The following is a 23,331-nucleotide window of genomic DNA, read 5'->3' on the forward strand; positions in this document are numbered from 1 at the left end:
TCGGCGTTCGTTGCTGCCGTGCCGGCTCACAGTTCGGCGACCAGTTGGACCAGCTGGTCCCGCAACCATACATGAGCCGGGTCGTGGTGGTAGGACGCATGCCACAACAGTGACACCGTGACGTCTTTCACCTTCACCGGCGGTGGACTGAGGCTGAGCCCGAGATCGGCAGCGAAGCGGCGCGCCAGCCGCGCACCCATGGTGACGATGACGGGCGCTTGCGCCACCAGATATGGCACGGTGAGGAAACGCGGCGTGGTCAGCGCGACGGAACGCTGCAGGCCGAGCTCCTCGAGCGCGTCATCGACAAAGCCGCGCACCGTGAGCCCTGGCCGCAGGCTGGTCAGCACGTGCGGAAGCCGGACGTAATCCTCGAGCGAGATCGGCGGCTTGATCCCGGTCTTCTCGGCATTGAACATGCAGAGGAAGCTCTCGGTGAACAGCACGCGCTGCTTGTGATGCAATTGGCCGTGCTGGATCTGCCCGTAGGACAGCGCGATATCGACTTCATCGGCGTCGAGGTCATCGAGCAGCCGCGAACTATCGACATTGTAGAGCCGCAGATGAATACCCGGTGCGATCTCGCGCATGCGCGCCAGCAGGCGCGGCACGATCAGGATTTCCATGCTGTCCGACAGGCCGAGCCTGAACGTCCGCACCGCCGTGGCCGGATCGAAGGACTGGTCGCGCAGCAGCACCGTCTCGACCTGTGCGAGCGCGGTCCGTACCGGATCAACCAGGGTCATCGCGCGCGGGGTCAGACGCATCCCATCGGCTGCCCGCGTGAGCAGCTCATCATCGAACAGTTCGCGCAGGCGGGCGAGATTGTGGCTCATCGCGGATTGGCCAATGCCGACGCGTCCCGCCGCGCGCGTCACGCTCCGCTCGGTCAGCAGCGCATCGAGATGAACCAGCAGATTCAGGTCGATGCGACCCAAATTGACGACATCGATGGCCATTATCGATCCCATCTGTTTGATCGATGATCATAGCCTGACCATCTCCTCCGGCAAGGGAGCAGGCGGGCAATCGCCCGCCGCCCAGGTTCCAACCGTCAAGCCAATGGAGGATCCCATGTCGATCCGCAGCACCGCTCTCGCCGCCTTCACCCTCGCCGCACTTGCCACCACGACTGGAGTTGCAGAAGCGCGCGGCCTCAGGCCGATCGAGGCCCAAAGCATCCATCTCGGCGACGTGTCCGGCGTAGCCTATTACACGGTCGAGCCCGATGGATATCGCGTCGTGACCACGCTCGCGCAGGGCGAGACCGGCACGCCGGTGCGCTTCGTGTCGGTACTGGCACCTGGTCAGCGTGCCGTGCTCTCGACGCCGAACCGGGCAGGCGCCCTGGAGATCAGCCGGACCGGCGACAGCGTGACGGTCCGCACGTCGCCCGCACTCTCCAATTGATCCGCCACCCGTGGAGGAGCGACAGATGTCCACGATCCACCTTCACCGAACGACGACGTTAACGCCCGAGCAATACGTCGCCGGCCTCACCGACTTCGGACCAGGCCGTTCCAAGCTGTTCGGCAACAGCGCCGACGCCTATCTTAAGGTGCATGACCGCGGCCCCTCGGATGCGGACGTGACGGAAGGCTCGAACAGCATCTGGGAGCGTCTGTATTACGACTGGTCAGATCCCGACCATGTCATCCTGACGACGACCGACTCCAATGTGTGGGGCGGCAGGTCAGGCCACACCTACAACTTCGTACGACGGCCAGACGGGACGACCGATATTGACGTGGTCGTGGTGCGCGACGGCAAGAATTTCAAAGGATGGATTCTGGGTCTCGTGCTCGGATCCATCGGCAAAGGCGTGCTGGAAAAGGCATTCGAAAACTCCGTCAAAGCCATCGAGCAACGGCACGCACCGCAGCGCCGGATCGCTGCCTAGGCGAGAGCATTGAGAGTATTGCTCCGAGATCAATGTTTCTATTGTACCGAGCAATGTACCGGATCATATTTAGCTTTGTAGAGCGCATTGCACCGGGTCAGCCCGGTACAAGCCGAATGGAGACAACGAAAATGGAGATTAACTTTCTGGATACGTTCCTGGCATTCCTCGGAATGACCTTCGGACTGGTCTCGGTGATGCCCGGCCTTTTTTTCGAGCCCAAGGCCGAGGTGAAGCGCGCGACAAGGACAGCCTCGACCCGCCCCGGCAACAGCCGGCGATGACGCGACGCGGCTTCCGGGCCCGCATCACGCTGGAGCCCTAGCTCCCGACCAGCAGCTGCTCTTTCAGCAGTGCGGTCAGCCAATCGGCAAACACCTGCAGTCGCCGCGACAGATGCTGGCGGTGCGGATAGAGCAACGTCATCGGCATCGGCGTCGCGCGATGCCGCGGCATCGCCTCGACGAGCTCGCCGGCATCGAGATGCCGCTCGTCGTAGGCTGGAATCTGGATCAGGCCGAGACCGGCGAGGCAGCAAGCGATATAGGCTTCCGCACTGTTGACGGTGACGCGGCTGCGCATCGCGATGGTGCGCAACGCGCCCTGCTCGCGCCATTCCCACTCTTCGATACGGCCGGTGGATGGCGAGGCGTAGTTGACCGCCCAATGCGCGCCGAGATCGTCGGGCGTCTGCGGCGTGCCGTGGCGCGCGAGATATCCCGCGCTTGCGACATTGATCAGCACGAGATTGCCGAGCGGCCGCGCGATCAGACCGGAATCGCCGAGCGGGCCGACGCGCACCACGCAATCCGCGGAGTCCGCGATCAGGTTGATGGCGCGATCAGTGACGCCGAGGTCGATGTCGATCTGCGGATAGCGATCCAGGAAAGCCGGCAGTGCCGGCGCGATAATCAGGCGTTCGATCCGCCCGGGCACGTCGACCCTGAGCCGGCCCGACGGTTCGGCGGCGGCACGGCGGAACAGGGTCTCGGCTTCCTCGACGTCGGCGACGACGCGCAAGGCTCGTTCGTAGAACGCCGCGCCATCATGGGTGGGCGACACCTTTCGCGTCGTCCGGTGCAGCAGCCGGGCGCCGACGCGCTGACCGGCCTCACCGACATCAAGGATATCGTGCCCTGGATTCGCCTGCTGGTGTCGGACGGCTGGTGGATGACCGGCCAGACCATTCTGGTCAACGGCGGCTACACCACGAAGTGAGGTCGCTGCTCCCTGCAGGCAGGCGTCTATCCTTGCAGGGGAAATGGACCCCGGCGGAATTTGACCGCCGGTTTGGCCGGCGATATCGTTCGCCCCGCTGGGCCCTTCGCAGTGACGGTCTATTCGAGGCGCACATGGAATGGTCGACCAGGCCGGCCCGTCCGGATCAGCCCTTCGGCAGTTGGGCCGACGACCTCGCAGCCGCCTTCGTGCGCCTCGCCGCGCAGGATTGCCGAGGAATCGTTTGCCGGTGCGATCTGCAAGGTCGACGCCGCGCCGCTGCAGATATCGCGGGTCACGGCGAGCGGGCACATCGTGCACCGTCTCGCCTCGCACATCGCAGCGAGCACCGACGACCTTTGTTTCGTCAACCTGCAGCTCGAAGGGCTCGGACGCACCTCGCAGCGCGGCCACGAGCAGATCAGCGCCCCCGGGGATCTCGCGGTTGCCGATACGACGCAGCCGTTCGAGATCGCCCACCGGCATCACTTCAAGCTGTTCTGCTTTGCCGTACCGCGGCGTCTGCTGCCGGACGCGCTGTTCGATCACCCGCGACTCGGCCTGTCTGCGACCGAGACCGGCCGCGCGTTGTCGCGGACGCTGGCGAGCTACGCCGAGCTCTGCCTGAGCGGCGGTGGCCTCGCAGCAACCTCGTCGATGCTGGGAACACATATCGCCGAGCTGATCGCGCACGCACCCGACATTCTCGCCGACGTGCCGGCGGAGCGCGTGCATACGCCGGTGCTGTTGTCTGTCATGCTTGACCATATCGCCCGCTACAGCGACGATCCCGACCTCGGCGCGCCGGCGCTGGCCACGAAATTCCGCTGCTCCGAGCGCTACGTACACCGCCTGTTCGCAAGCACCGGCCGCTCCGTGGGCGAACATGTCAACGAGCAGCGGATCGCCGCCAGCACGCGCACTCTGCTCGATCGCGCCTCTGCCCACAGGACCATTGCCGAAATCGCCTTTGCCGCGGGCTTCCGCGACATCTCGCATTTCAACCGCCTGTTCAAGCGCCACAATGGCCTCGCCCCGCGCGAATTCCGCCGCGCCGCCGCGCACTGAAGCGCGGCGAGATTAGGTTCACTCCGCGCCAAGAAATCAGGCACTGCCATCCAAGATTTCCCGACCATGCCGCGATAGCCATTAAGCCCGAACCGCCGACACGGAGGGCATTGGCATGGCGATCGATTTCACGCTCACGGCACAGCAGCGCGAGCTGCAGCTCGAGTCCCGCAAATTTGCCAGCAAAGTACTGGCCGAGGCCAGGGCCGCCGAAAGACTGGCAACGCCGGAGCAGCGCTTTCTCGCCACCAAGCCGACCTACGAAGCGATGGTGGCGGCCGGTTACTTGCGCAAATGCATTCCGGCGCCTGCCGGCGGCGACAACGCCGGCATGATCGACATGGCGATCCTGGCCGAGGAATTCTATAGCGTGAACCCCAGCGTGACCCTCACCATGCTCGGCAGCGTGCTCGGTCTGCTGCCGCTGCTGCTCGGCGGCACGCCGGAGCAGTGCCAGCGCTTGCTTCCGCCGTTCCTGAAGACCAGCGGCGCGCCGCTCGCCGCCTTCTGCTCCAGCGAGCCGGGCGGCAGCGCCAACGCCGCCTCGCCGTCGCCCGGCGAAGGCGTCCGCACAACGGCCCGGCGAGAAGGCGACAACTGGATGATCAACGGCCGCAAGAAATGGGTGTCGTCGGCGACCGGCTGGAATCGCGAGGGCGCCGATCTCCTCACCATCGTGTGCCGGACCGATCCGGCGGCGGCGCCCGATACAGCCATCTCGATCATTGCCGTGGAAGGACCGGTAAACGGTCTCGTGTTCGAACGTGCGATCGACAGCGTCGGGCATCGCGCGCACCTTGTCCCGCAATTTGGTTTGCACAACGTCGCGGCGCCGCATCGCAATCTGCTGGGACAGCAAGGTGCCGGCCTGGCGCTGGCCGCGGCGTCATTCACCGGCACCGCGGCGCTGGTCGGGATATTCGGGGTGGCGCTGATGCGGGCGGCCTTTGCTTTCGCGCTGGATTTTGCCCGCAGCGAAAAGCGCGGCGGCGTCCATCCCATCATCGAGCATCAGGCGGTCGGCTACGCGCTCGCCGATGCCAAGACCACGATCGAAGCGGCGCGCGCTCTGAGCTGGCGCGCCTGCCATGCTCTCGACACCCAGTCGCCGGCTGCCGAGGAGCTTTCGGTGCAGGCCAAGATCTTCGGCTCCGAGGCCGCCGTGCGCGTCATCACTGATCTGATGCGGGTGGTCGGGATCGACAGCTACGATCATGAGACCCCGTTCGGCGGCTTGCTGCAGGACGCGCTTGCGCTGCCGATCTTCGATGGCGGCAATCTCGGCATCCGCCGGCGGCAATTGCACACGCTGTTCAAGAGCCACGACTACAGCCCGCTCGCCGCAAGTGGCGCGGCGTAGCATTGCAAAGGAGCGCAATCATGAGCACGGAGCGGAAAGTAGCCGTCGTCACCGGGGCGTCGCAGGGAATCGGCGCTGGCATCGTGCAGGCCTTCAGGGATCGCAACTGCCGGGTGGTCGCGACCTCGCGCGCGATCAAGCCGGCGGCTGACGCGGATATCGTCACGGTGGCGGGCGATGTCGGCGCAGCAGAAACAGCGGAGAGCGTATTCAAGGCAGCGCTGGAGCGCTTCGGCCCCGTCGACACGCTGGTCAACAACGCCGGCATCTTCCTGGCAAAGCCATTCACCGCTTATACGCAGGAGGACTACGCCAGCTACATCTCGACCAACGTGACCGGCTTCTTCAACATGACCCGGCGCGCGCTGGAGCTGATGAGCAAGCAGGGGCACGGTCACATCGTCACCATCACGACGAGTCTCGTCGACCAGCCGATGAGCAGCGTTCCCGCCGCCCTCGCCTCGCTGACCAAGGGCGCCCTGAACGCCGCAACCCGCGCGCTCGCCATCGAATATGCAAGGAGCGGAATCCGCGTCAATGCGGTATCTCCCGGAATCATCAAGACCCCGATGCATCCGGCGGAGGCGCATCAAGCGCTGGCGGCGCTCCACCCGGTCGGCCGGATGGGAGAGATCTCCGACATCGTCGGCGCGGTGCTCTACCTCGATGGCGCGGGCTTCGTGACCGGAGAAGTCCTCCACGTCGACGGCGGGCAGGCCGCCGGCCACCATATGCCCTAGCAAGGCGATGCCTGGACCGGATTGCCGCTTCGCGCCCCGCAATTCGTTTTTTCAGAATACGTTCTTGACATGACGCCCAACTCAGCTGTTCAATGTACCCGTCTCGCCCGAACGAGGGGCGCTTCGCGGTCGTCACGAACGCGGGTCGAGATGCGGTGGACGCGGTCGTGCGCAGTCGACGAATGCGCATGAAGCGGACGGTGAAGTCGTGTGGTCCTGACGCCCTAACGGCAGGTGTCTTTTCCGATTGCGCAGGTCGCGCGTTGCGAAGACGGTGACAAAAAAGCCCAGTCTCGCCGGGGAGAGCACGAAGTAAGCCGTAGCCCATCGCGCAGGGAAAGCCGGGTTGTTTCCGGTTACACCTGTGGTCCTACCCCCCGTGCTTTCTACCCATTGCACGGGGCCCATGGGTGCGATCGGCACCCGGCTTTCCCTGCGCCCTCTGCAAGACAGAGGGCGGAACGACCAGCAAAGCTCGGGCAATTCATGTCGCGAGAATGCAGAATTGTATCTCATTCTCATCTGTCATCGCCGGCTTGACCGGGCGATCCAGTACGCCGCGGCTCCTCGGTTCGAGCATTGCTGTCTCTGAAATACTGGACCGCCCCCTTTTTCGTTGATGACACCGAACAGACCGAACAACCACCGCGACATTGCGCCGCGAAGCTCGTTGCGGCGCAACAATCAAAATGAGACTGCCCGTTAAGCACCCAAGCGACGACGACATCCGCGCTGCGCCTGCCTTCGGCTAGCTTTGCCGGCAACAACCGGACACCCATCGGCCTTCGTCAGGCCATGTGGAGATCGGCGACAACACAGAGGGAGGAGAGCGATGTTGAAAGGCAGTTTGGGACTGATTGCGTTGAGCAGCCTGTTGCTTTCGGGCACGGCGTTCGCCCAGGAGAAGATCAAGGTCGGCGTCACCGCGACGCTCGAAGGCACTTACACGGTGCTCGGCGAGGATGGCATGCGCGGCCACCAGACCGCCCTCAATGTGCTAGGCAAGAAGATCGGCGACAAGGAGCTCGAATTCGTCGTCGCCTCAACCGACGCGACGCCGGACTCCGCGGTGCGCGCGGTGCGTAAGCTGATTGAGCAGGACAAGGTGCAGATCCTGCTGTCGCCGCTGTCCGGCGACGAAGGCATCGCGGTGAAGAATTTTGCCAAGACCCATCCGGAGCTGACCTTCGTCAACGCCGCCTCCGGCGCGCAGGAGACGACCTACGTCGATCCGGCGCCGAACTTCTTCCGCTACAACATGGACGGCGCGCAGTGGCAGGTCGGCCTCGGCAAGTACGCCTACGAGACCAAGGGCTATCGCAAGATCGCAACCGTCGGCGAGGATTACTCGTTCATCTACACCCAGGTGTTCGGCCTCGTGCTCGAGTTCTGCGGCGCCGGCGGCCAGGTCACCAACCGCCAATGGGTGCCGCTCGGCACCAAGGATTTCGCCTCTGTCATCGCCGCACTGCCCGACGATGTCGATGCAATCTATCTCGGCCTCGGCGGCGCCGACGCCGTCAACTTCCTCAACCAGTATCAGCAGGCCGGCGGCAAGGCGCATCTGATGGGCGGCTCGATCATGATCGACCAGACCATCCTGTCGTCGAAGGGCAGTGCCAAGAACGCGCTGATCGGCACCATCGCCGCGAGCGGCCAGGCCGATACCTGGGAGGATCCGGGCTGGCAGAAGTTCGTGAAGGCCTATCAGGACTCGTTCCCGGAGAGCAAACGCTTCCCGAGCCCATCGCTGCTGGCCACCAACTATTACGGCTCGACCATGGCGCTGATCCTGGCGCTGCGGCAGGTCAATGGCGACCTCTCCAACAATCAGGCCAAGCTCAAGGACGCGCTGGCCAAGATCGAGATCGACGCCCCGAACGGCAAGATCAAACTCGACGCCAACCGCCAGGCGATCGGCACCAATTTCGTCACCGAGGTGGTCGATGACGGCAAGGGCGCGCTGTTCAGCAAGGTCGTCAAGGTGATCCCGAACGTCAACCAGACGCTTGGCTACGATCCAGCGGTGTTCGCCAAGATCGGCCTGCCGAGCCGCACGGTCCCGGAGTGCAAGAAGTACTGACGTATTTGTTGCAGGTGCGAGCAAGCCAGCCGTGACGAAGGCGCGCGGTTGCATCAAGAGCCCTGCTCGCCCTTGCTTTCCGCGGGCGGATGATGAACGCTTGTCGAAAAGACAAGAACATCCCGCGGGAGGGGAGGCATGAGCAGGGCGCTTGCCGTCTTCCACGGCCGGTTCGGTCGCGCGACGGTCTACCAGTTGAACCGTCCCTTCAACGTGCATGCGCACCGCGAAGGGCACTTGATCTTTCATGTCGGCGGCACGCCGGCGCAGATCGACGTCTCCGAGCAGCGCCTGCTGCTCAAGGACGACACAGTGGTTGCGGTCAACCCGTGGGAACCGCACAATTTTCTGCCGACCGACATGGACCATGGCGCGATCTTCTTCGTGCTCTACGTCAATGCCGAATGGTTCGCGCCGCAGCCCGCGAGCGCGCAGGGCCTGCGGTTCGGCCGCACCTTCTTTCCGCGCACCGAGGCGCTCGACCGGCTGATCCGCCGCACTGCAGCACTGGTGTGCGGCGCGCCGTCGCTGCGCAGCCTCGACTGCGAGCTCAGGCAGCTGATCGATTCCTGCTACGAGGAGAGCTGGCAGGCGGCACAGGACACGCCGGCCGCCGCCGCGGTGACCGATTTCCGGGTGCGCAAATCGATCAAGCTGATGTCGGAAAGTCCCGGCGCCGAGATCGAGCTCGATGCGATCGCGCGCGAGGCCGGCTTGTCACGGCCGCATTTCTACCGACTGTTCCGGACCCAAACCGGCGTCACCCCTCACCTCTACATGAACACGCTGATCATGGAGCAGGCGCTGGATGCGTTGGTGGCGACGGAAGCGCCGATCGCCGATATCGGCTTCGATCTCGGCTTCTCCTCACAGAGCGGCTTCACCCGCTTCTTCGCTGCCAATGTCGGCATGGCCCCGACCGACTATCGCCGCGCCGCCAAGGTGTTGCGGCCGTGAAGGGAGTTCCGGGCAAACGATAAAAGATACTCTCGATCAAATCCGAAGCTTTCGCCCTCGGTAGGATGCAAGGACACGCGGCCCGGCAGACGGTCGCGACGTCAGAGGGAACGCGACGGAGATGGCCAGGTTCATCGAACGCCATCCAGCCTGGGCGCTGATCGTGATCATCGCGGTCGCGGTGCTGCTGTGGCTGGTGTTCGCGATCTGGCCGCCGGGGCTGGAAGCCGCGATCGGCCGCAAGCGCGTGTTCCTCAACGCCGTGCTGAACGGCATCACGCTCGGCGGGCTGTATTTCCTGGTGGCGAGCGGCTTCACGCTGATCTTCGGCCTGATGCGCAACGTCAACCTCGCGCACGGCTCGCTGTATTTGTTCGGCGGCTATATCGGCTACGCGATCAGCACCTGGACCGGGTCGTGGATCCTCTCCTTCATCATCGCCTTCATCGCGGTGGCGCTGGTCGGCGTGATCCTGCAGCTCGCCGTGTTCCGCCGGATGGAGGGGCAGGATCTCCGGCAGACCATGGTCACGATCGGTCTCTCGATCGTGTTCGCCGACCTGATGCTGTGGGTGTTCGGCGGCGACTTCTACCAGGTCCAGACCCCGAGCTGGCTGATCGGCCCGGTGCAGTTGCCGTTGCTGACCGCGATCAAATCATCGGGCGAGCCGGTCTATCTGCAGTATCCGCTGGTGCGGCTGGTGATCTTCGCAGCCTCCGTCGTGATCGGCATCGCGATGTGGCTGGCGCTCAACCGCACCCGGATCGGCATGATCGTGCGCGCCGGGGTCGACGACCGCGACATCCTGGCCGCGACCGGGGTGCGGATCCAGCTCGTGTTCGTGCTGGTGTTCGCGCTCGGCGCAGGGCTTGCCGGCATCGCCGGCGTCGTCGGTGGCACCTTCCAATCGCTGTCGCCGGGCGAGGATACGCGCTTCCTGCTCGCATCCCTGGTCGTCGTGATCGTCGGCGGCATGGGCTCGATCCCGGGGGCCGCGCTCGGCGCGGTCATCATCGGGCTCGCCGAGCAGCTCGGCTCGGTCTACATCCCGACCTATGCCATCGTCGTCACGTTCCTGATCATGGTGCTGGTGCTGGCGCTGCGGCCGCAGGGCCTGCTGGCGAGGCGATGAGATGTCGTTGCTGCAGAGCACCCAGTTCCGCCCCGATCCCTCCGCCAGCGCGACCCACCGCGCCCTGATCCGCGCCCGGCCGGAATTCCAGAACCCCGTGGCCTGGCTGGTCGCGCTGATCCTCGTGATCATGCCGCTGATCGCCAACGGCTTCTTCCTGATCGAGATCTTCGCCACCACGCTGATCCTCGGCATCATCGCGCTCAGCCTGATGTTCCTCGCCGGTTATGGCGGCATGGTCAGCCTGATGCAGCTCACCATCGCTGGCTTCGCCGGCTACATGGTCGCGGTGTTCGGCGTGAGCGGCAACGCCAATATCAGCCTGGGCTGGCCGTGGTGGCTCGCAACCCCCATGGCGCTGGCGCTGGCGACGCTGTTTGGCACGCTCGGCGGCGCGCTCGCGGTGCGCACCGAGGGCATCTACACCATCATGATCACGCTGGCGATCGGCGCGGCGTTCTACTACTTCACCAACCAGAACTGGGCGATCTTCAACGGCCATACCGGCATCAACACCGTCGCGACGCCGCATTTCTGGGGCGTCGACTGGCGCGCCGATATCGCGTTCTACTATCTGACGCTCGGCGTCGCCGCGATCTGCTACTTCGCCGTCCAGTACGTCTCGCGCGCGCCGTTCGGCCTCGCGCTGCAGGGCGTGCGCGACAATTCCCGCCGCATGGCGGCGCTCGGCTTCAATCCCAACGCGCACCGCATCGCAGCCTACGCCTTCGCCGCCTTCATCGCGGCGCTCGGCGGCGTGCTGCAGGTCTGGAACTATCGGCAGATCTCGCCGGGCTCGGTCAGCGTCGGCGCCTGCATCGACGTGCTGATCATCGCCGTGGTCGGCGGCATCACGCGGCCGATCGGCCCGTTCATCGGCGCGCTGATCTTCGTGCTGCTGCGTACCTTCGCGCTCGATGTGCTGATCAAGTTCGGGCTCGACGGCAACCGCTTCCGCCTGCTGATCGGGCTCGGCTTCCTCGCCATCGTGTTCTGGTCGTCCGACGGCGTGATCGGCCTCTGGGAACGCTGGCGGCGCAGCAGTGCATCCTCGACGCAACGTTCAGGCGGAGGCCGCCGTGGATAGCGTCGCGCAGCGGCTGTCCGTGGTCGGCGCCGGCGCAGCGCTGGAGCTGCGCGGCGTGACAAGGTTGTTCGGCGCGCTGGCGGCACTGACCGACGTCACCATCACGGTGCGCCCCGGCGAACGCCGTGCGGTGCTCGGCTCGAACGGCGCCGGCAAGACCACGCTGTTCAACTGCATCACCGGCGACTTCCCGCCCTCCTCCGGTACGATCCGCTTCTTCGGCGAGGACATCACCCAGTTCCCGCCCTATGAGCGCATCCGCCGCGGCTTGCGCCGCACCTACCAGATCTCGGCGCTGTTCCCCGGCCTCACCGTTCAGGACAACGTCTATCTCGCCTGCCGCGGCGTCTCGCGCGGCCGCTTCTCGTTGCTGCGTCCGGGGCAGAACGACGCGCTGATGCATGCCACCGAAACGCTGGTGCAGGCGGTGCACCTCGCCGGCGTCAAGGACCAGCGCGTCGCCGAACTCGCGCACGGCCAGCAGCGGCAGCTCGAAATCGCGCTCGCGCTCGCGGGCGCGCCGCGCTTCATCCTGTTCGACGAACCGGCGGCGGGGCTATCGCCGACCGAGCGACGCGAGCTGATCGAGATCCTGACCTCGCTGCCCGCCCATATCGGCTACATCATCATCGAGCACGACATGGACGTCGCGCTGCGCGTCGTCGAGAGCGTGACGATGATGCACAACGGCCGTATCTTCAAGGAAGGGCTGCCGCGCGAAATCGAATCCGATCCCGAGGTGCAACAGCTCTATCTCGGAGGCGGCCATGAATGACCGCCGCGCCGCCCCAGCCCTCGAGGTGAAGGGCCTCGACGTCTATTACGGCCATTCGCATGCGCTGCAGGGCGTCGACCTCACGCTCGATACCGGTGTATTCTCCGTAGTCGGCCGCAACGGCATGGGCAAGACCACGCTGTGCAAGGCGATCATGGGCTTGGTCCATGCCAGCGGCGGCTCGATCCGGATCCGCGGCGAGGAGGTCACACGGCTGAACCCGGCCCGGATCGCCCGGCTCGGCGTCGGCTATGTGCCGCAGGGCCGGCGGCTGTGGCGCTCGCTGACGGTCGACGAACACCTTGCGCTCGCCGGCGGCCTGCGCCGCGGCGCCTGGACCATCGAGCGCATCTACGACACCTTCCCGCGGCTCGCCGAGCGCAAGAACAATGGCGGCAACCAGCTCTCCGGCGGCGAGCAGCAGATGCTGGCGATCTCACGCGCCTTGCTGACCAACCCGCAGCTCTTGATCATGGACGAGCCGACCGAAGGCCTTGCGCCCGTCATCGTCGCGCACGTCGAGGAGATGCTGCTGCGTCTCGGCGACGAAGGCGACATGTCGGTGCTGGTGATCGAGCAGAACATCGGCGTCGCGACCGCGGTCTCGCAGAACGTCGCCATCATGGTCAATGGCCGCATCAACCGCATCATCGACTCCGCGCGGCTTGCGACCGACCGCGAGCTGCAGCAGCGGCTGCTCGGCGTCGGCACCCACGGCGCGGACGAGACCGACGCCGAGGCTGCGCCGGCGAAAGTCGAAGCCGCCGGCACGCCGCAGCCGGAGCGCAAGGGATCGATCCGCATCTACATCTCCAATCCCGTGCTGCCGACGCGGTGGTCGCAACCGGTGCCGATCGCCCGTATCGAGGCCGCCGCGCGGACCCAGTCCGCCGCCGTCACGCGTCTTGAGGAGACAACGCGCGCGCGGCACGAACCGGCGACGTCGAGGACATCGGGACCTCCGGTCGTGCTGGTCGTCGGCACGCTCGACACCAAGGGCGCGGAGCTGCGCTTCATCCGCGGCATCGTCGCTGGCAGCGGCCTGCGCACCCGGCTGGTCGACGTCTCGACCAGCGGCAAGGCGGCGAGCTGCGACGTCACCGCGCAGGAGATCGCGCTGAACCACGGCCGCGGCGGTTCCGGCGTATTCGGCGCCGATCGCGGTGCCTCGGTGACGGCGATGGCAGAAGCATTCGAGCGATGGCTGCGTCGGCAGAGCAATGTCGCCGGCATCATTTCCGCCGGCGGCTCGGGTGGCGCGTCGCTGGTCGCACCGGGCATGCGCGCGCTTCCAGTCGGCGTGCCGAAGCTCATCATCTCCTCGGTCGCGTCCGGCGACGTCGGCCCCTATGTCGGTCCGGCCGACATCACCATGATGTATTCGGTGACCGACGTGCAGGGCCTCAACTCGATCTCACGCGCGGTGCTCGGCAACGGCGCCCATGCGCTGGTCGGCATGGTCAAGGCCCGGCTCGACGAACAGGCCAGCAAGCAGCGCGATACCGGCGCTCATCTTCCGGCTATCGGCATCACGATGTTCGGCGTCACCACGCCGGCGGTGCAGAGGATTGCCGCCGATCTGCGCGAGGATTTCGAATGCCTCGTCTTCCACGCAACCGGCGTCGGCGGCCGCTCGATGGAGAAGCTGGTCGAGTCGGGCCAACTCGCCGGCGTCATCGATTTGACCACGACTGAAGTCTGCGACCTGCTGATGGGCGGCGTGTTCCCGGCGACCAACGATCGCTTCGGCGCCATCATCCGCAGCCGAGTGCCTTATGTCGGCTCGGTCGGCGCTCTGGATATGGTCAACTTTGGCGCGCCCGACACCATTCCGGAGCGCTACCGGCAGCGCAAATTCCACATCCACAATCCGCAGGTCACATTGATGCGGACCACGCCGGAAGAGAACGAGCGGATGGGCCGCTGGATCGGCGAGCGGCTCAACCAGATGGATGGGCCGGTGCGCTTCTTCCTCGCCGAAGGCGGCGTCTCCGCGCTCGATGCCCCCGGCCAGCCGTTCTGGGACCCCGACGCCGACGCGGCGCTGTTCCGCGCGCTGGAGCGCACCGTGCGCCAGACCGGCAACCGGCAGATCATTCGCGTCAAGCGCAACATCAACGATCCCGAGTTCACCGCCGCCATCGTCAGCGCGTTCCGTCCATTGCTCGGACGCGCCGGTGGCCGGCGCAGAGTGGCGAGGTGACCCATGCCGAGGTTTGAACGCGCGGCGCTGTTGAAGAAGTTTCACGCCATGATCGCGCGCGGCGAGCCGATCGTCGGCGGCGGCGCCGGCACCGGCCTGTCGGCAAAATGCGAGGAGGCCGGCGGGGTCGATCTGATCGTGATCTACAATTCCGGCCGCTATCGCATGGCCGGCCGCGGCTCGCTAGCCGGATTGATGCCCTATGGCGACGCTAACGCCATCGTCGTCGAGATGGCCGGCGAGGTGCTCCCCGTCGTGACCAAAACGCCGGTGCTCGCCGGCGTCAACGGCACCGATCCGTTCCGCGACATGGATGTGTTCCTCGACCAGCTCGAGGCGCTCGGCTTCGCCGGGGTGCAGAACTTCCCGACCGTCGGGCTGATCGACGGCACCTTCCGCGCCAATCTCGAAGAGACCGGGATGTCCTATGCGCTCGAGATCGACATGATCGCAAAGGCGCATGACAAGAACATGCTGACCACGCCCTATGTGTTCAGCGAGCAGGAGGCCACAGCGATGGCGATCGCCGGCGCCGACATCATCGTCTGCCATATGGGGCTGACCACGGGCGGCACGATCGGCGCGCAGACCGCGCCGAAGCTTGCCGACTGCCCTGCGCGGATCGAGGCCTGGGCCGAGGCTGCGCTCAGCGTCAATTCAGACATCATCGTGCTCGCGCATGGCGGTCCGATCGCGGACCCCGAAGACGCCGATTTCATCATGAAGCAGACCCGCAACTGCCACGGCTTCTACGGCGCCTCCTCGATGGAGCGCTTGCCGGTCGAGCGGGCGCTGACGGATCAGGTTCGCAAGTTCAAGGCGATCGGCGCGCGCTGACGCGCCGTGACCAAGGGAGGAAGATATGTCGGGGATGCTGGTCGGTGAATTGGTCCTCTGGCTCATCGTCGCAATCGTCGCGATCGTCATCATCGTCTACGTGGTGAACTGGCTCTACCACCGTTCATCGAAAGAAACCTCCTTCGTCCGCACCGGCTTCCTCGGCGAGCGGGTGGTGATCAACGGCGGCGCCTTCGTGCTGCCGTTCATCCACGACTACACGCCGGTTAACATGAACGTGCTGCCGATGGGGATCGTGCGCTCCCGCGAGGACGCCGTGATCACCCGCGACCGCATGCGCGTCGACATCGAGGCCGATTTCTACGTCCGGGTCCAGCCGACCCGCGAGGCGGTCTCGATCGCCGCCGCGACGCTCGGCCGCCGCACCATGGAGCCCGAACAGCTGCACACCCTGCTCTCCGGCAAGTTCATCTCAGCGATCCGCTCGGTGGCTTCCGAGATGACGATGGAGCAGATGCACGAGCAGCGCGGCGACTATGTCGCGCGCGTCAAGGCCAATGCCGCGGAGGCGCTGGCGCAGAACGGCCTCGAACTCGAATCGGTCGCAATCACTGATCTCGACCAGACCGACCTCGAATATTTCAATCCCTCGAACCGGTTCGATGCCGAAGGCCTGACCCGCCTGATGGAGGACATCGAGGCCAAGCGCAAGCTGCGCAACGACATCGAACAGGACTCGATGATCAAGATCCGCTCCCGCAACCTCGAAGCCGAGCGGCAGGCGCTGGAGATCGAGCGCGAGAGCGAAACCGCACGCCTCGAGCAGGAACGCGACATCGAGATGCGTCGCGCCCTGCAGCGCACCGAAGTGGCGCGTGAACGTGCCTTGCGCGAGACCGAGTCCGAGCAGGCTCAGATCGCGGCACGAGAGGCTATTGAAAAGGCGCGCATCGCCAACGAGCAGGCGATCACCGAAGCCCGGATCGCCTCCGAGCGCGAGACCCGGCATCGCGAGATCGAGCGCACCCGCGCGGTGGAGGAGCGCGAACTGCTGGCGCGCGAGGAGATCGAGAAGGCGAGGATCGCCAACCAGCGCTCGGTCGACACCACCCGCATCGCCTCCGAACGCGAGGTCCGCCAGCGCGAGATCGAGCGGATGCGCACGGTCGAGGAGGCCGAGATCGCCGCCCGCGAGGCGATCGAGAAAGCCAGGATCCAGCAGGACCGTGTCGTCACCGACGCCCGCATCGCCAATGAGGAAGAGACCCGCCGGCGCGAGATCGAGCGCACCCGCGCGGTCGAGGAAGCCGAGATCGCGGCCCGCGAGGCCACCGAGAAGGCGCGCATCGCCCAGACCATGATTGTCAATGTCGAGCGCATCTCCTCCGACGAACGCACCCGCGCGCTGGAGATCCAGCAGGTCCGCACCATCCAGGAAGCCGAGATCGAGGCGCAGAAGGCGGTCGAGGCCGCCCGCATTGCGCGCGAGAAGACGCTGGCGGCCGAGCGTATCGCCGCCGATCACACGACACGCAAGCTCGAGATCGAGCGCAACCAGGCCATCGAGATCGCCGGAATCGCCGCGCGCGACGCCACCGAAGCGTCTCGGATCGCCCAGGAGGAGCACGTCCGTGCACTGGAGATCGCGCGCACCCGCGCGATCGAGGAAGCCGACATCGCCTCGCGCGAAGCGATCGAGGCGGCACGGATCTCGCAGGAGAAATCGGTCGCCGCGCAGCGCATCCGTGCCGAGCGCGAGACCCGCGGGCTCGAGATTGCGCGCACCGAGGCGATCGAGGCCGCCGAGCTGAAGCGCCGCGACGCCATCGAGCGGCAGCGGATCGATGTCGAACTCGCGCTGGAGAGCGAGCGGATCGCTTCCTCCAGGACCCGCGAGGTGCTCAACATCGACCAGAAGCGGGCGATCGAGCTCGCCGACGAAGAGCGCGTGATCGCGCTCGCTGCCAAGCGTTCCGAGCGGATCGATGCCGACCGGCAAGTCAGGCAGGCCGAGATCACGGCGCGCAAGGAGGTTGAGACCACCGATGTGACCCGCGAGCAGGCGCTGGAGGCGGCGCGGATCGAACGGCGTCGTTCGATCGAGCAGCTTGAAGTCGCGCGCAATCAATCGCTGCAGGAGGCCGAGATCGCTGCGCGTGAAGAGGTCGAGCGCGCCCGCATCGCCGCCGACCGCGGCCTCGACGAGGCGCGGATCGGCCGCGAACGCGAGCTGCGCAAACTCGAGGTCAACCGCGAGAAGGATGTCGAGACCGCCCTGATGGAGAAGGCCATCGTGCTGCACCAGAAGTCGCTGGAGGAATCGGCAGCGCGCGCCGCCGCCGAGGACGCGAGGGTCCACGCCACCGAAGCGGCCGAGCGCGTCGTCACCGCGCGCGAAAGCGAGATCGCCAAGCGGCGCAAGACCGTCGAGGTGCTGCTCGCCGAGAAGCAGGCCGAGGAAACCCGGATCGCCGCGGAAGCCGAACGCGTCCGTGCTGCGGTCGAGGCCGAGGCCCAACGCATGCTCAACGAGGCCGAGAACGTGCTGACCGACCAGGCCCGCTACTCGCTGTTCCGCCGCAAGCTGCTCGACCGGATCGAGGGCATCGTGCGCGAGAGCGTCAAGCCGATGGAGAAGATCGAGGGCATCCGCATTCTCCAGGTCGATGGCCTGAACGGCAACGGCCAAGGCGGCGGCAGTGGTCGCAGCGCGACCGACGAGGTTATCGACTCGGCGCTGCGCTATCGCGTGCAGGCGCCGCTGATCGACTCGATCCTTTCCGACATCGGCGTCGAGGGCGGCAGCCTCGCGAAGATGCCCGGCCTGATCCGCGAGGCGCGCGACATGCAGGGCATCAAGGACTCCGCACGCAAGGGCGGCGGCGAGGCCAAGCCGGCGGCGCCTGAGGGCGGCGGCGAGCCGCGTCCTGAACGCACGCCGCGCAAGAAGGACTGAGCTCGCAACATGGCACGGGTTTACGTCTCCACTGTCGTCAATGCCCGCAACGACCGGGTCTGGGCGCGCGTCCGCGATTTCAACGGACTGCCGAACTGGCATCCCGCGATCGCGGAGAGCCGGATCGAGGGCGGCGAGCCGTCGGACAAGATCGGCTGCGTCAGGGATTTCCGCCTGCGCAACGGCGATCGGATCCGGGAGAAGCTGCTCGGGCTGTCCGACTACGACATGTTCTGCACCTATTCGATCCTGGAATCGCCGATGGGCGTGGAGAACTACGTTGCGACGCTACGGCTGACGCCGGTCACCGATGGCGACCAGACGTTCCTGGAATGGACGGCCGAGTTCGACTGCGCTCCGGAGCGCGAGACGGAACTGGTCAACAATATCGGCAGCGGCGTGTTCCAGGGCGGATTCGATGCGCTGAAGCGGGCGTTCGGGGGCTAGCGGGATGCATAAGCAAGATATCGCCGAGCAGACGGTCCACCTCTCCCCCTGTGGGAGAGGTCGGATCGCATCGCGCGATGCGATCCGGGTGAGGGGCGGCGGTTCATCGTGGGGCCTGATCCCCCTCACCCGCGCCTTCGGCGCGACCTCTCCCCGTTGGGGAGAGGTGGTTCACGCGGTCACATCGACGCAAACGATTGGCATTGGATGCTAGTCATGCCGCATATCGTCAAAAGCACGATCCTGGATGCACCGACCGATGCGGTGTGGGCCGTGCTACGCGATTTCAACGGCCATGACCGCTGGCACCCGGCGGTCGCGAGCAGCGGCATCGAGCGGGCGCAGCCGTCCGACAAAATCGGCTGCGTCAGGCGCTTCAAGCTGATGGACGGCGCCGAGCTGCGCGAGCAGCTGCTGGCGCTGTCCGACCTGGAGCAAAGCTTCAGCTACTGCCTGCTCGATACGCCGATCCCGATGTTCAACTACGTCGCGCATGTCCGCCTGCTGCCGGTCACCGACGGCGACCGCACCTTCTGGCACTGGGAATCACGCTTCTCGACCCGGACCGAGGACACGGATCGCATCACGCGAATGGTTTCGGAAGACATCTACCAGGCCGGCTTCGACGCCATCCGCCGGCATCTGAAGGAGGCCGCGTAAGCGGGAGAGGACATCATGCCAGTCACGGTGAAGACCTTTACCAGCACCCATGACGCCGCGGCGGCGTTGTCGTCGGATCGCGGCGCCCGCTATCTGGGCGGCGGCACGCTGGTGATGCGGGCGCTGAACGAGGGTGACATCTCGATCTCGACTATCGTGCGCGCCAGCGACCAGGCGATGACAAGGATCGATACGTCAGGCTCGCGCATCACGCTCGGCGCCGGCATCACTTTCGCGCGCATCCTGGCCGAACGCGAGCTCGGGTTTCTGCACGCTCCTGCCCGCTCGATCGGCGGACCGGCGGTGCGCAACATGGGCACGGTCGGCGGCAATCTGTTCGCGCCGGTGCCGTATGGCGACTTCACGGTCGCGATGCTGGCGCTCGACGCAACGGTCTCGGTGCAGGGCGGCCTCGGCGGCCGCGAGATCCCGATCGATGAGTTCCTGCAATCGCGCGACCGGCAGACCGGCGCGCTGGTACTGGCGATCTCCTTTGCCAAGCCCGGCAACCCTGATGCCTTCCGCTACCGCAAGATCGCGCGGATCAAACCCAAAGGCGGCGCAGTGATCACATTGGCGGCGCATCTGCCGGTCAACGGCAGTCGGATCGGCGGTGCCCGCATCGCGCTCGGCTCGATGGCGCCGACCCCGATCCGCGCCCGCGCAGCCGAACGTGCACTGGAAGGCCGTTCGCTAGACGCTTTCACGATCAACGCGGCCGCCGCGGCCGTCGTCGAAGGCACATCGCCCGGCGACAATGCCCTCGCCAGCGCCTGGTATCGCCGTGAGATCGTCGGCGTGCATCTCCGGCGCCTGTTGTCCGGGCAGGAATAAATCGCGATGGCCAAGACCCCTCTGCAATTCAGCCATAACGGTCGCGACGTCGCGATCTTCGTCGACGGCGGCACCAACCTGCTGGTCGCTCTGCGCGAGCTGATCGGCGACATGACGCCGAAATTCGGCTGCGGCCAGGGCGGCTGCGGCACCTGCAGCGTCCTGATCGACGGCGAACTGCATCTCTCCTGCCTGACGCTGGCCGAGACGGTTGCCGGCCGCTCGGTCGAGACGCTCGACGGCATCAAGGACGGTCCCAATCTGCACCCGCTGCAGCGCGCCTTCGCCGACAATTTCGCCGCGCAGTGCGGCTATTGCACGCCGGGCATGCTGATGGCCGCCAAGGCGCTGCTCGACCGCAACCCGCAGCCGAGCCGCGCCGAGGTGATCGAGGCGATCTCGGGCAACATCTGCCGCTGCACCGGCTATGAGCCGATCATCAACGCCGTGCTGGCAGCCGCTTCCGGCGGCCGCGCCCGCGCGTAAGGGAACAGTGCCATGCTGGAATTGCGCAAGGACCTCTTCGCCGACGAACGCGACGACAATCTGAAGGAAATCGGCAAGGGCACGCAGCGCCAGGACATGCTCGGCCATGTCACGGGCACCTCGCCCTATTTCGACGACTACAAGCTGCAGGGCATGCTGCACCTGAAGGTGGTCCGTAGCGCGCACTCTCATGCAAGGCTGCGGCGCATCGACACTTCGGAGGCCGAGCGGTCGCAGGGGGTGCGGCGGGTGATCCGCGCCTCCGACGTGCCGCACAATTTGAACACGCTGCTCAGCCTGATCAATTTCGGCAAGGACGACGAACCGTCGCTCGCGCTCGACAAGGTGCGCTACAAGGGCGAACCGATTGTCGCGATCGTCGCCGACAGCCCTCGCGAGGCCTTTGAAGCCATCGCGAAGGTGAAGATCGACTACGAGCCGCTGCCGGCGGTGTTCGACGTCGAGGACGCGCTGAAGCCGGGCGCGCCCGTGGTCAACGAAGTCTATCCCAAGAACACCTTCACCTATCACGAGAGCTACGATCGCCAGCAGCTGCGCTTTGGCGACGCCGACCGCGCGCTTGCCGCGGCCGACCATGTGCTGGAGCAGCGCTACCAGATGTCGCCGATCGAACACGCCCCGACCGAGACCAACGGCTCGATCGCAGCGCCCGATACCAACGGCCGTTACATCGTCTATACGTCGACGCAGGCGCTGTTCTTCTCGGTCGACACCTGCGCAAAAATCCTCGACGTGCCCTCCAACACCTTCCATTTCATCGGCGGCACGGTGGGCGGCGGCTTCGGCGGCAAGGTCGATACCCTGACCGAGCCGCTCTGCATCCTCGGCGCGATGCTGACCGGGCGGCCGGTGCGCTACGTGTTCGGACGCGAGGAGGAGATGCAATATGGGCCGCCGCGCGGCGCCGAGCGCATCTACATCAAGGACGGCGTGATGCGCGATGGCCGCGTCGTCGCCCGCAAGGTGCGCGCCTACTTCGACAGCGGTGCCTATACGCGGCTGTCGAGCTATGCCGCGGTGAAATGCGCCGCGCATCTGCCCGGCCCCTACACGATCCCGAACGTCCATGGCGACGTCTACTGTGTGTTCACCAACCGCACGCCGGCCACCGCGATGCGCGGCTTCGGCGTCACGGCGATGGATTTCGCGATCGAATGCCAGATGGACAAGCTCGCCCATCTCGTCGGCATGGATCCGATGGAGTTCCGGATCCTCAATGCGTATCGCGACGGCGACATGAAGGCGCACCGCCGCGAGGCCAAGAACACGGCGTTGATCGAATGCGTGCAGGTCGCCGCCGAGAAGGCGAAATGGCCGCTCCGCGAGGAGTTCAAGCGGATGTCGTCGCGCAAGGATGGGGGCGGCGCGCGTGCCGCCGTGCCGCTGACACCGCGTGAAACGCACGCGCCACCGCCGGCCCCGTCGCAACAGCGCACCACCTATGACCGCGCGCCGGCCGCGACCCGCGAGCCGCCGCCTCCCCCGCCACCGCCATCATCTCCGCCACCGCGGCCGAGCGCGCCGTCGCACGGCGCCACCCGCTTCTCTTCCGTCTTCGGCACCAGGAGGCGTTGACCATGACCCGGCATCGCGGACGCGGCATCGCGTCGGTCAACTATCCCATCGGCATGAATCTCGGCGGCGATCCGAGCCAGGCGCTGGTGCATTCCAACCCCAGCGGCAAGTTCACCGTGGCGCTGTCCTCGATCGATCTCGGCCAGGGCATGAAGTCGGTGACCCGGCAGATCTGCGCCGAGACGCTCGGCGTGCCGGTCGAGGACGTCTATGTCGATACTGCCGACTCCGACACTGGCCCGCACTGCATGGGCTCGTTCGCCTCGCGCGGCACGCACCGCGTCGGCAATGCCGTGATGGCGGCAGCGCGGGAGGCCCGCGGCGTGATGATGGAGGCGGCCGCCGAGGAGCTCGAGGTGAATGCCGCCGATCTCGAGACCGACGGCCGCGGCAATATCCACGTCAAGGGCGCGCCACATCGCTCGATCTCGACCAAGGACGTCGCCATCGCCGCGCAGTTCAAGCAGGGCAAGACGATCTCCGGCCGCGGCATTTTCCTGGTGCCGCTGTCCGATGTCGACCCCGAGACCGGCGAGATGTCGCCGGCGACCTGTTACGCGCACGCCTGCCTGGTCGCCGAGGTCGAGGTCGACGACGAGACCGGTGAGGTCGACATGGTCAGGATGGACTCGGCCTATGAGCTCGGCCGCGCGCTCAATCCGCGGCTGGTCGAGCAACAGCTGGTCGGCGGCGCTTGGATGGGCGTCAGCCACGCCCTCTACGAGACGCCGGAGCCCTATTATCCGGAGCCGATACACGGCCCGCGCGATTTCGTCGAATACCTGATGCCAGGGCCCGGTGACATCTGTCCGCACGACATCGCAGTGCTGGAGCGCCCCGCACCCGACGGCCCGTTCGGCGCCAAGGGACCGGGCGAGATGTGCGCCAATCCGGTGCTGCCCGCCGTCGCCAATGCGATCTTCAACGCGGTCGGGGTGCGGATCGACGATCTGCCGATCACGCCGGAGAAGGTGTTGCGTGCGATCAAGGCGCAAGGCGGCGCGCGGCCGCAGCCGCGGCGCTGAGGTCTC

22 protein-coding genes and 2 pseudogenes are annotated in these 23,331 nt (G+C 66.1%); 21 read left to right on the plus strand and 3 right to left on the minus strand.

What is annotated here, in order from left to right; all coding sequences use genetic code 11:
• Window positions 1-26: 26 nt before the first annotated feature.
• Window positions 27-959, minus strand: a complete 933-nt coding sequence (locus ACVISU_RS11780; protein ID WP_456707052.1) for a LysR family transcriptional regulator — start codon at window positions 957-959, stop codon at window positions 27-29.
• A gap of 115 nt (window positions 960-1,074) precedes the next feature.
• On the opposite strand from ACVISU_RS11780, the gene ACVISU_RS11785 reads away from it, so the two are divergent.
• From ACVISU_RS11785 to ACVISU_RS11795, 3 genes are all read left to right on the plus strand, one after another.
• Complete coding sequence (locus tag ACVISU_RS11785; RefSeq protein WP_456707053.1) at window positions 1,075-1,410, plus strand: hypothetical protein; 336 nt, start codon at window positions 1,075-1,077, stop codon at window positions 1,408-1,410.
• Window positions 1,411-1,435: 25 nt separating this feature from the next.
• Entirely contained in the window at window positions 1,436-1,900 is a 465-nt protein-coding gene (locus ACVISU_RS11790; protein WP_050401643.1) for a hypothetical protein, read from the plus strand.
• A gap of 131 nt (window positions 1,901-2,031) precedes the next feature.
• A complete protein-coding gene (locus ACVISU_RS11795; protein ID WP_456707054.1) occupies window positions 2,032-2,184 on the plus strand; it encodes a hypothetical protein in 153 nt (50 codons plus the stop codon).
• Between the two features lie 37 nt (window positions 2,185-2,221).
• Here the strand turns inward: ACVISU_RS11795 and ACVISU_RS11800 are convergent.
• A pseudogene (locus ACVISU_RS11800) lies at window positions 2,222-3,019 on the minus strand (LysR substrate-binding domain-containing protein); the annotation flags it as partial.
• On the opposite strand from ACVISU_RS11800, the pseudogene ACVISU_RS11805 reads away from it, so the two are divergent.
• Window positions 3,005-3,118: pseudogene (locus tag ACVISU_RS11805) on the plus strand (SDR family oxidoreductase); the annotation flags it as partial. The pseudogenes ACVISU_RS11800 and ACVISU_RS11805 overlap by 15 nt on opposite strands.
• Before the next feature lie 119 nt (window positions 3,119-3,237).
• Here the strand turns inward: ACVISU_RS11805 and ACVISU_RS11810 are convergent.
• Window positions 3,238-3,432: a hypothetical protein gene (locus tag ACVISU_RS11810; RefSeq protein ID WP_456711002.1), complete on the minus strand. Its 195-nt coding sequence runs from the start codon at window positions 3,430-3,432 to the stop codon at window positions 3,238-3,240.
• On the opposite strand from ACVISU_RS11810, the gene ACVISU_RS11815 reads away from it, so the two are divergent.
• From ACVISU_RS11815 to ACVISU_RS11895, 17 genes are all read left to right on the plus strand, one after another.
• Window positions 3,404-4,186, plus strand: coding sequence for a helix-turn-helix domain-containing protein (locus tag ACVISU_RS11815; RefSeq protein WP_456710810.1), 783 nt, complete (start codon window positions 3,404-3,406; stop codon window positions 4,184-4,186). The genes ACVISU_RS11810 and ACVISU_RS11815 overlap by 29 nt on opposite strands.
• A gap of 115 nt (window positions 4,187-4,301) precedes the next feature.
• Window positions 4,302-5,546 carry an acyl-CoA dehydrogenase family protein gene (locus tag ACVISU_RS11820; protein WP_050401639.1) on the plus strand — a complete coding sequence of 415 codons (1,245 nt, stop codon included), beginning with the start codon at window positions 4,302-4,304 and terminating at the stop codon, window positions 5,544-5,546.
• A 20-nt stretch (window positions 5,547-5,566) separates the two neighbouring features.
• Window positions 5,567-6,286: an SDR family NAD(P)-dependent oxidoreductase gene (locus ACVISU_RS11825; protein ID WP_456707055.1), complete on the plus strand. Its 720-nt coding sequence runs from the start codon at window positions 5,567-5,569 to the stop codon at window positions 6,284-6,286.
• 832 nt (window positions 6,287-7,118) lie between these two features.
• Entirely contained in the window at window positions 7,119-8,369 is a 1,251-nt protein-coding gene (locus ACVISU_RS11830; protein ID WP_050401637.1) for an ABC transporter substrate-binding protein, read from the plus strand.
• Window positions 8,370-8,507: 138 nt separating this feature from the next.
• Window positions 8,508-9,326, plus strand: a complete 819-nt coding sequence (locus ACVISU_RS11835) for a helix-turn-helix transcriptional regulator (RefSeq protein WP_456707056.1) — start codon at window positions 8,508-8,510, stop codon at window positions 9,324-9,326.
• Between the two features lie 121 nt (window positions 9,327-9,447).
• Complete coding sequence (locus ACVISU_RS11840) at window positions 9,448-10,458, plus strand: branched-chain amino acid ABC transporter permease (RefSeq protein ID WP_456707057.1); 1,011 nt, start codon at window positions 9,448-9,450, stop codon at window positions 10,456-10,458.
• A gap of 1 nt (window position 10,459) precedes the next feature.
• Window positions 10,460-11,545, plus strand: a complete 1,086-nt coding sequence (locus tag ACVISU_RS11845) for a branched-chain amino acid ABC transporter permease (protein ID WP_456707058.1) — start codon at window positions 10,460-10,462, stop codon at window positions 11,543-11,545.
• Window positions 11,538-12,320, plus strand: a complete 783-nt coding sequence (locus ACVISU_RS11850; protein ID WP_207835482.1) for an ABC transporter ATP-binding protein — start codon at window positions 11,538-11,540, stop codon at window positions 12,318-12,320. Before ACVISU_RS11845 ends, ACVISU_RS11850 begins: the two co-directional genes overlap by 8 nt.
• The gene (locus tag ACVISU_RS11855) at window positions 12,313-14,523 is read left to right on the plus strand and encodes a Tm-1-like ATP-binding domain-containing protein (RefSeq protein ID WP_456707059.1); all 2,211 of its coding nucleotides are present in this window, start codon (window positions 12,313-12,315) and stop codon (window positions 14,521-14,523) included. The genes ACVISU_RS11850 and ACVISU_RS11855 overlap by 8 nt, the downstream gene beginning before the upstream one ends.
• A gap of 3 nt (window positions 14,524-14,526) precedes the next feature.
• A complete protein-coding gene (locus tag ACVISU_RS11860; protein ID WP_456707060.1) occupies window positions 14,527-15,360 on the plus strand; it encodes a phosphoenolpyruvate hydrolase family protein in 834 nt (277 codons plus the stop codon).
• Window positions 15,361-15,385: 25 nt separating this feature from the next.
• Window positions 15,386-18,277: a flotillin domain-containing protein gene (locus ACVISU_RS11865; protein WP_456707061.1), complete on the plus strand. Its 2,892-nt coding sequence runs from the start codon at window positions 15,386-15,388 to the stop codon at window positions 18,275-18,277.
• Between the two features lie 9 nt (window positions 18,278-18,286).
• Complete coding sequence (locus ACVISU_RS11870; RefSeq protein ID WP_411783694.1) at window positions 18,287-18,724, plus strand: SRPBCC family protein; 438 nt, start codon at window positions 18,287-18,289, stop codon at window positions 18,722-18,724.
• Between the two features lie 216 nt (window positions 18,725-18,940).
• On the plus strand, window positions 18,941-19,384 hold the full coding sequence (locus ACVISU_RS11875) for an SRPBCC family protein (protein ID WP_050402303.1): 444 nt from the start codon (window positions 18,941-18,943) through the stop codon (window positions 19,382-19,384).
• Between the two features lie 15 nt (window positions 19,385-19,399).
• Complete coding sequence (locus tag ACVISU_RS11880; protein WP_050402304.1) at window positions 19,400-20,218, plus strand: FAD binding domain-containing protein; 819 nt, start codon at window positions 19,400-19,402, stop codon at window positions 20,216-20,218.
• Window positions 20,219-20,224: 6 nt separating this feature from the next.
• Entirely contained in the window at window positions 20,225-20,704 is a 480-nt protein-coding gene (locus tag ACVISU_RS11885; protein WP_456707062.1) for a (2Fe-2S)-binding protein, read from the plus strand.
• A gap of 12 nt (window positions 20,705-20,716) precedes the next feature.
• Window positions 20,717-22,300, plus strand: coding sequence for a xanthine dehydrogenase family protein molybdopterin-binding subunit (locus ACVISU_RS11890; protein ID WP_456707063.1), 1,584 nt, complete (start codon window positions 20,717-20,719; stop codon window positions 22,298-22,300).
• A gap of 2 nt (window positions 22,301-22,302) precedes the next feature.
• Window positions 22,303-23,325 (plus strand): xanthine dehydrogenase family protein molybdopterin-binding subunit, encoded by a 1,023-nt coding sequence (locus ACVISU_RS11895; protein WP_050402307.1) that lies wholly within the window; start codon window positions 22,303-22,305, stop codon window positions 23,323-23,325.
• The last annotated feature ends 6 nt before the right edge of the window (window positions 23,326-23,331 follow it).

Source organism: Bradyrhizobium sp. USDA 4452, assembly GCF_054063575.1.

Coding starts and splice junctions, on each gene's coding strand:
- ACVISU_RS11870 (WP_411783694.1), top strand. CDS start 18,287: ATGGCACGGGTTTACGTCTCCACTGTCGTCAATGCCCGCAACGACCGG.
- ACVISU_RS11795 (WP_456707054.1), top strand. CDS start 2,032: ATGGAGATTAACTTTCTGGATACGTTCCTGGCATTCCTCGGAATGACC.
- ACVISU_RS11885 (WP_456707062.1), top strand. CDS start 20,225: ATGGCCAAGACCCCTCTGCAATTCAGCCATAACGGTCGCGACGTCGCG.
- ACVISU_RS11790 (WP_050401643.1), top strand. CDS start 1,436: ATGTCCACGATCCACCTTCACCGAACGACGACGTTAACGCCCGAGCAA.
- ACVISU_RS11855 (WP_456707059.1), top strand. CDS start 12,313: ATGAATGACCGCCGCGCCGCCCCAGCCCTCGAGGTGAAGGGCCTCGAC.
- ACVISU_RS11810 (WP_456711002.1), bottom strand. CDS start 3,432: ATGTGCCCGCTCGCCGTGACCCGCGATATCTGCAGCGGCGCGGCGTCG.
- ACVISU_RS11840 (WP_456707057.1), top strand. CDS start 9,448: ATGGCCAGGTTCATCGAACGCCATCCAGCCTGGGCGCTGATCGTGATC.
- ACVISU_RS11860 (WP_456707060.1), top strand. CDS start 14,527: ATGCCGAGGTTTGAACGCGCGGCGCTGTTGAAGAAGTTTCACGCCATG.
- ACVISU_RS11890 (WP_456707063.1), top strand. CDS start 20,717: ATGCTGGAATTGCGCAAGGACCTCTTCGCCGACGAACGCGACGACAAT.
- ACVISU_RS11825 (WP_456707055.1), top strand. CDS start 5,567: ATGAGCACGGAGCGGAAAGTAGCCGTCGTCACCGGGGCGTCGCAGGGA.
- ACVISU_RS11830 (WP_050401637.1), top strand. CDS start 7,119: ATGTTGAAAGGCAGTTTGGGACTGATTGCGTTGAGCAGCCTGTTGCTT.
- ACVISU_RS11875 (WP_050402303.1), top strand. CDS start 18,941: ATGCCGCATATCGTCAAAAGCACGATCCTGGATGCACCGACCGATGCG.
- ACVISU_RS11835 (WP_456707056.1), top strand. CDS start 8,508: ATGAGCAGGGCGCTTGCCGTCTTCCACGGCCGGTTCGGTCGCGCGACG.
- ACVISU_RS11845 (WP_456707058.1), top strand. CDS start 10,460: ATGTCGTTGCTGCAGAGCACCCAGTTCCGCCCCGATCCCTCCGCCAGC.
- ACVISU_RS11780 (WP_456707052.1), bottom strand. CDS start 959: ATGGCCATCGATGTCGTCAATTTGGGTCGCATCGACCTGAATCTGCTG.
- ACVISU_RS11865 (WP_456707061.1), top strand. CDS start 15,386: ATGTCGGGGATGCTGGTCGGTGAATTGGTCCTCTGGCTCATCGTCGCA.
- ACVISU_RS11820 (WP_050401639.1), top strand. CDS start 4,302: ATGGCGATCGATTTCACGCTCACGGCACAGCAGCGCGAGCTGCAGCTC.
- ACVISU_RS11895 (WP_050402307.1), top strand. CDS start 22,303: ATGACCCGGCATCGCGGACGCGGCATCGCGTCGGTCAACTATCCCATC.
- ACVISU_RS11880 (WP_050402304.1), top strand. CDS start 19,400: ATGCCAGTCACGGTGAAGACCTTTACCAGCACCCATGACGCCGCGGCG.
- ACVISU_RS11785 (WP_456707053.1), top strand. CDS start 1,075: ATGTCGATCCGCAGCACCGCTCTCGCCGCCTTCACCCTCGCCGCACTT.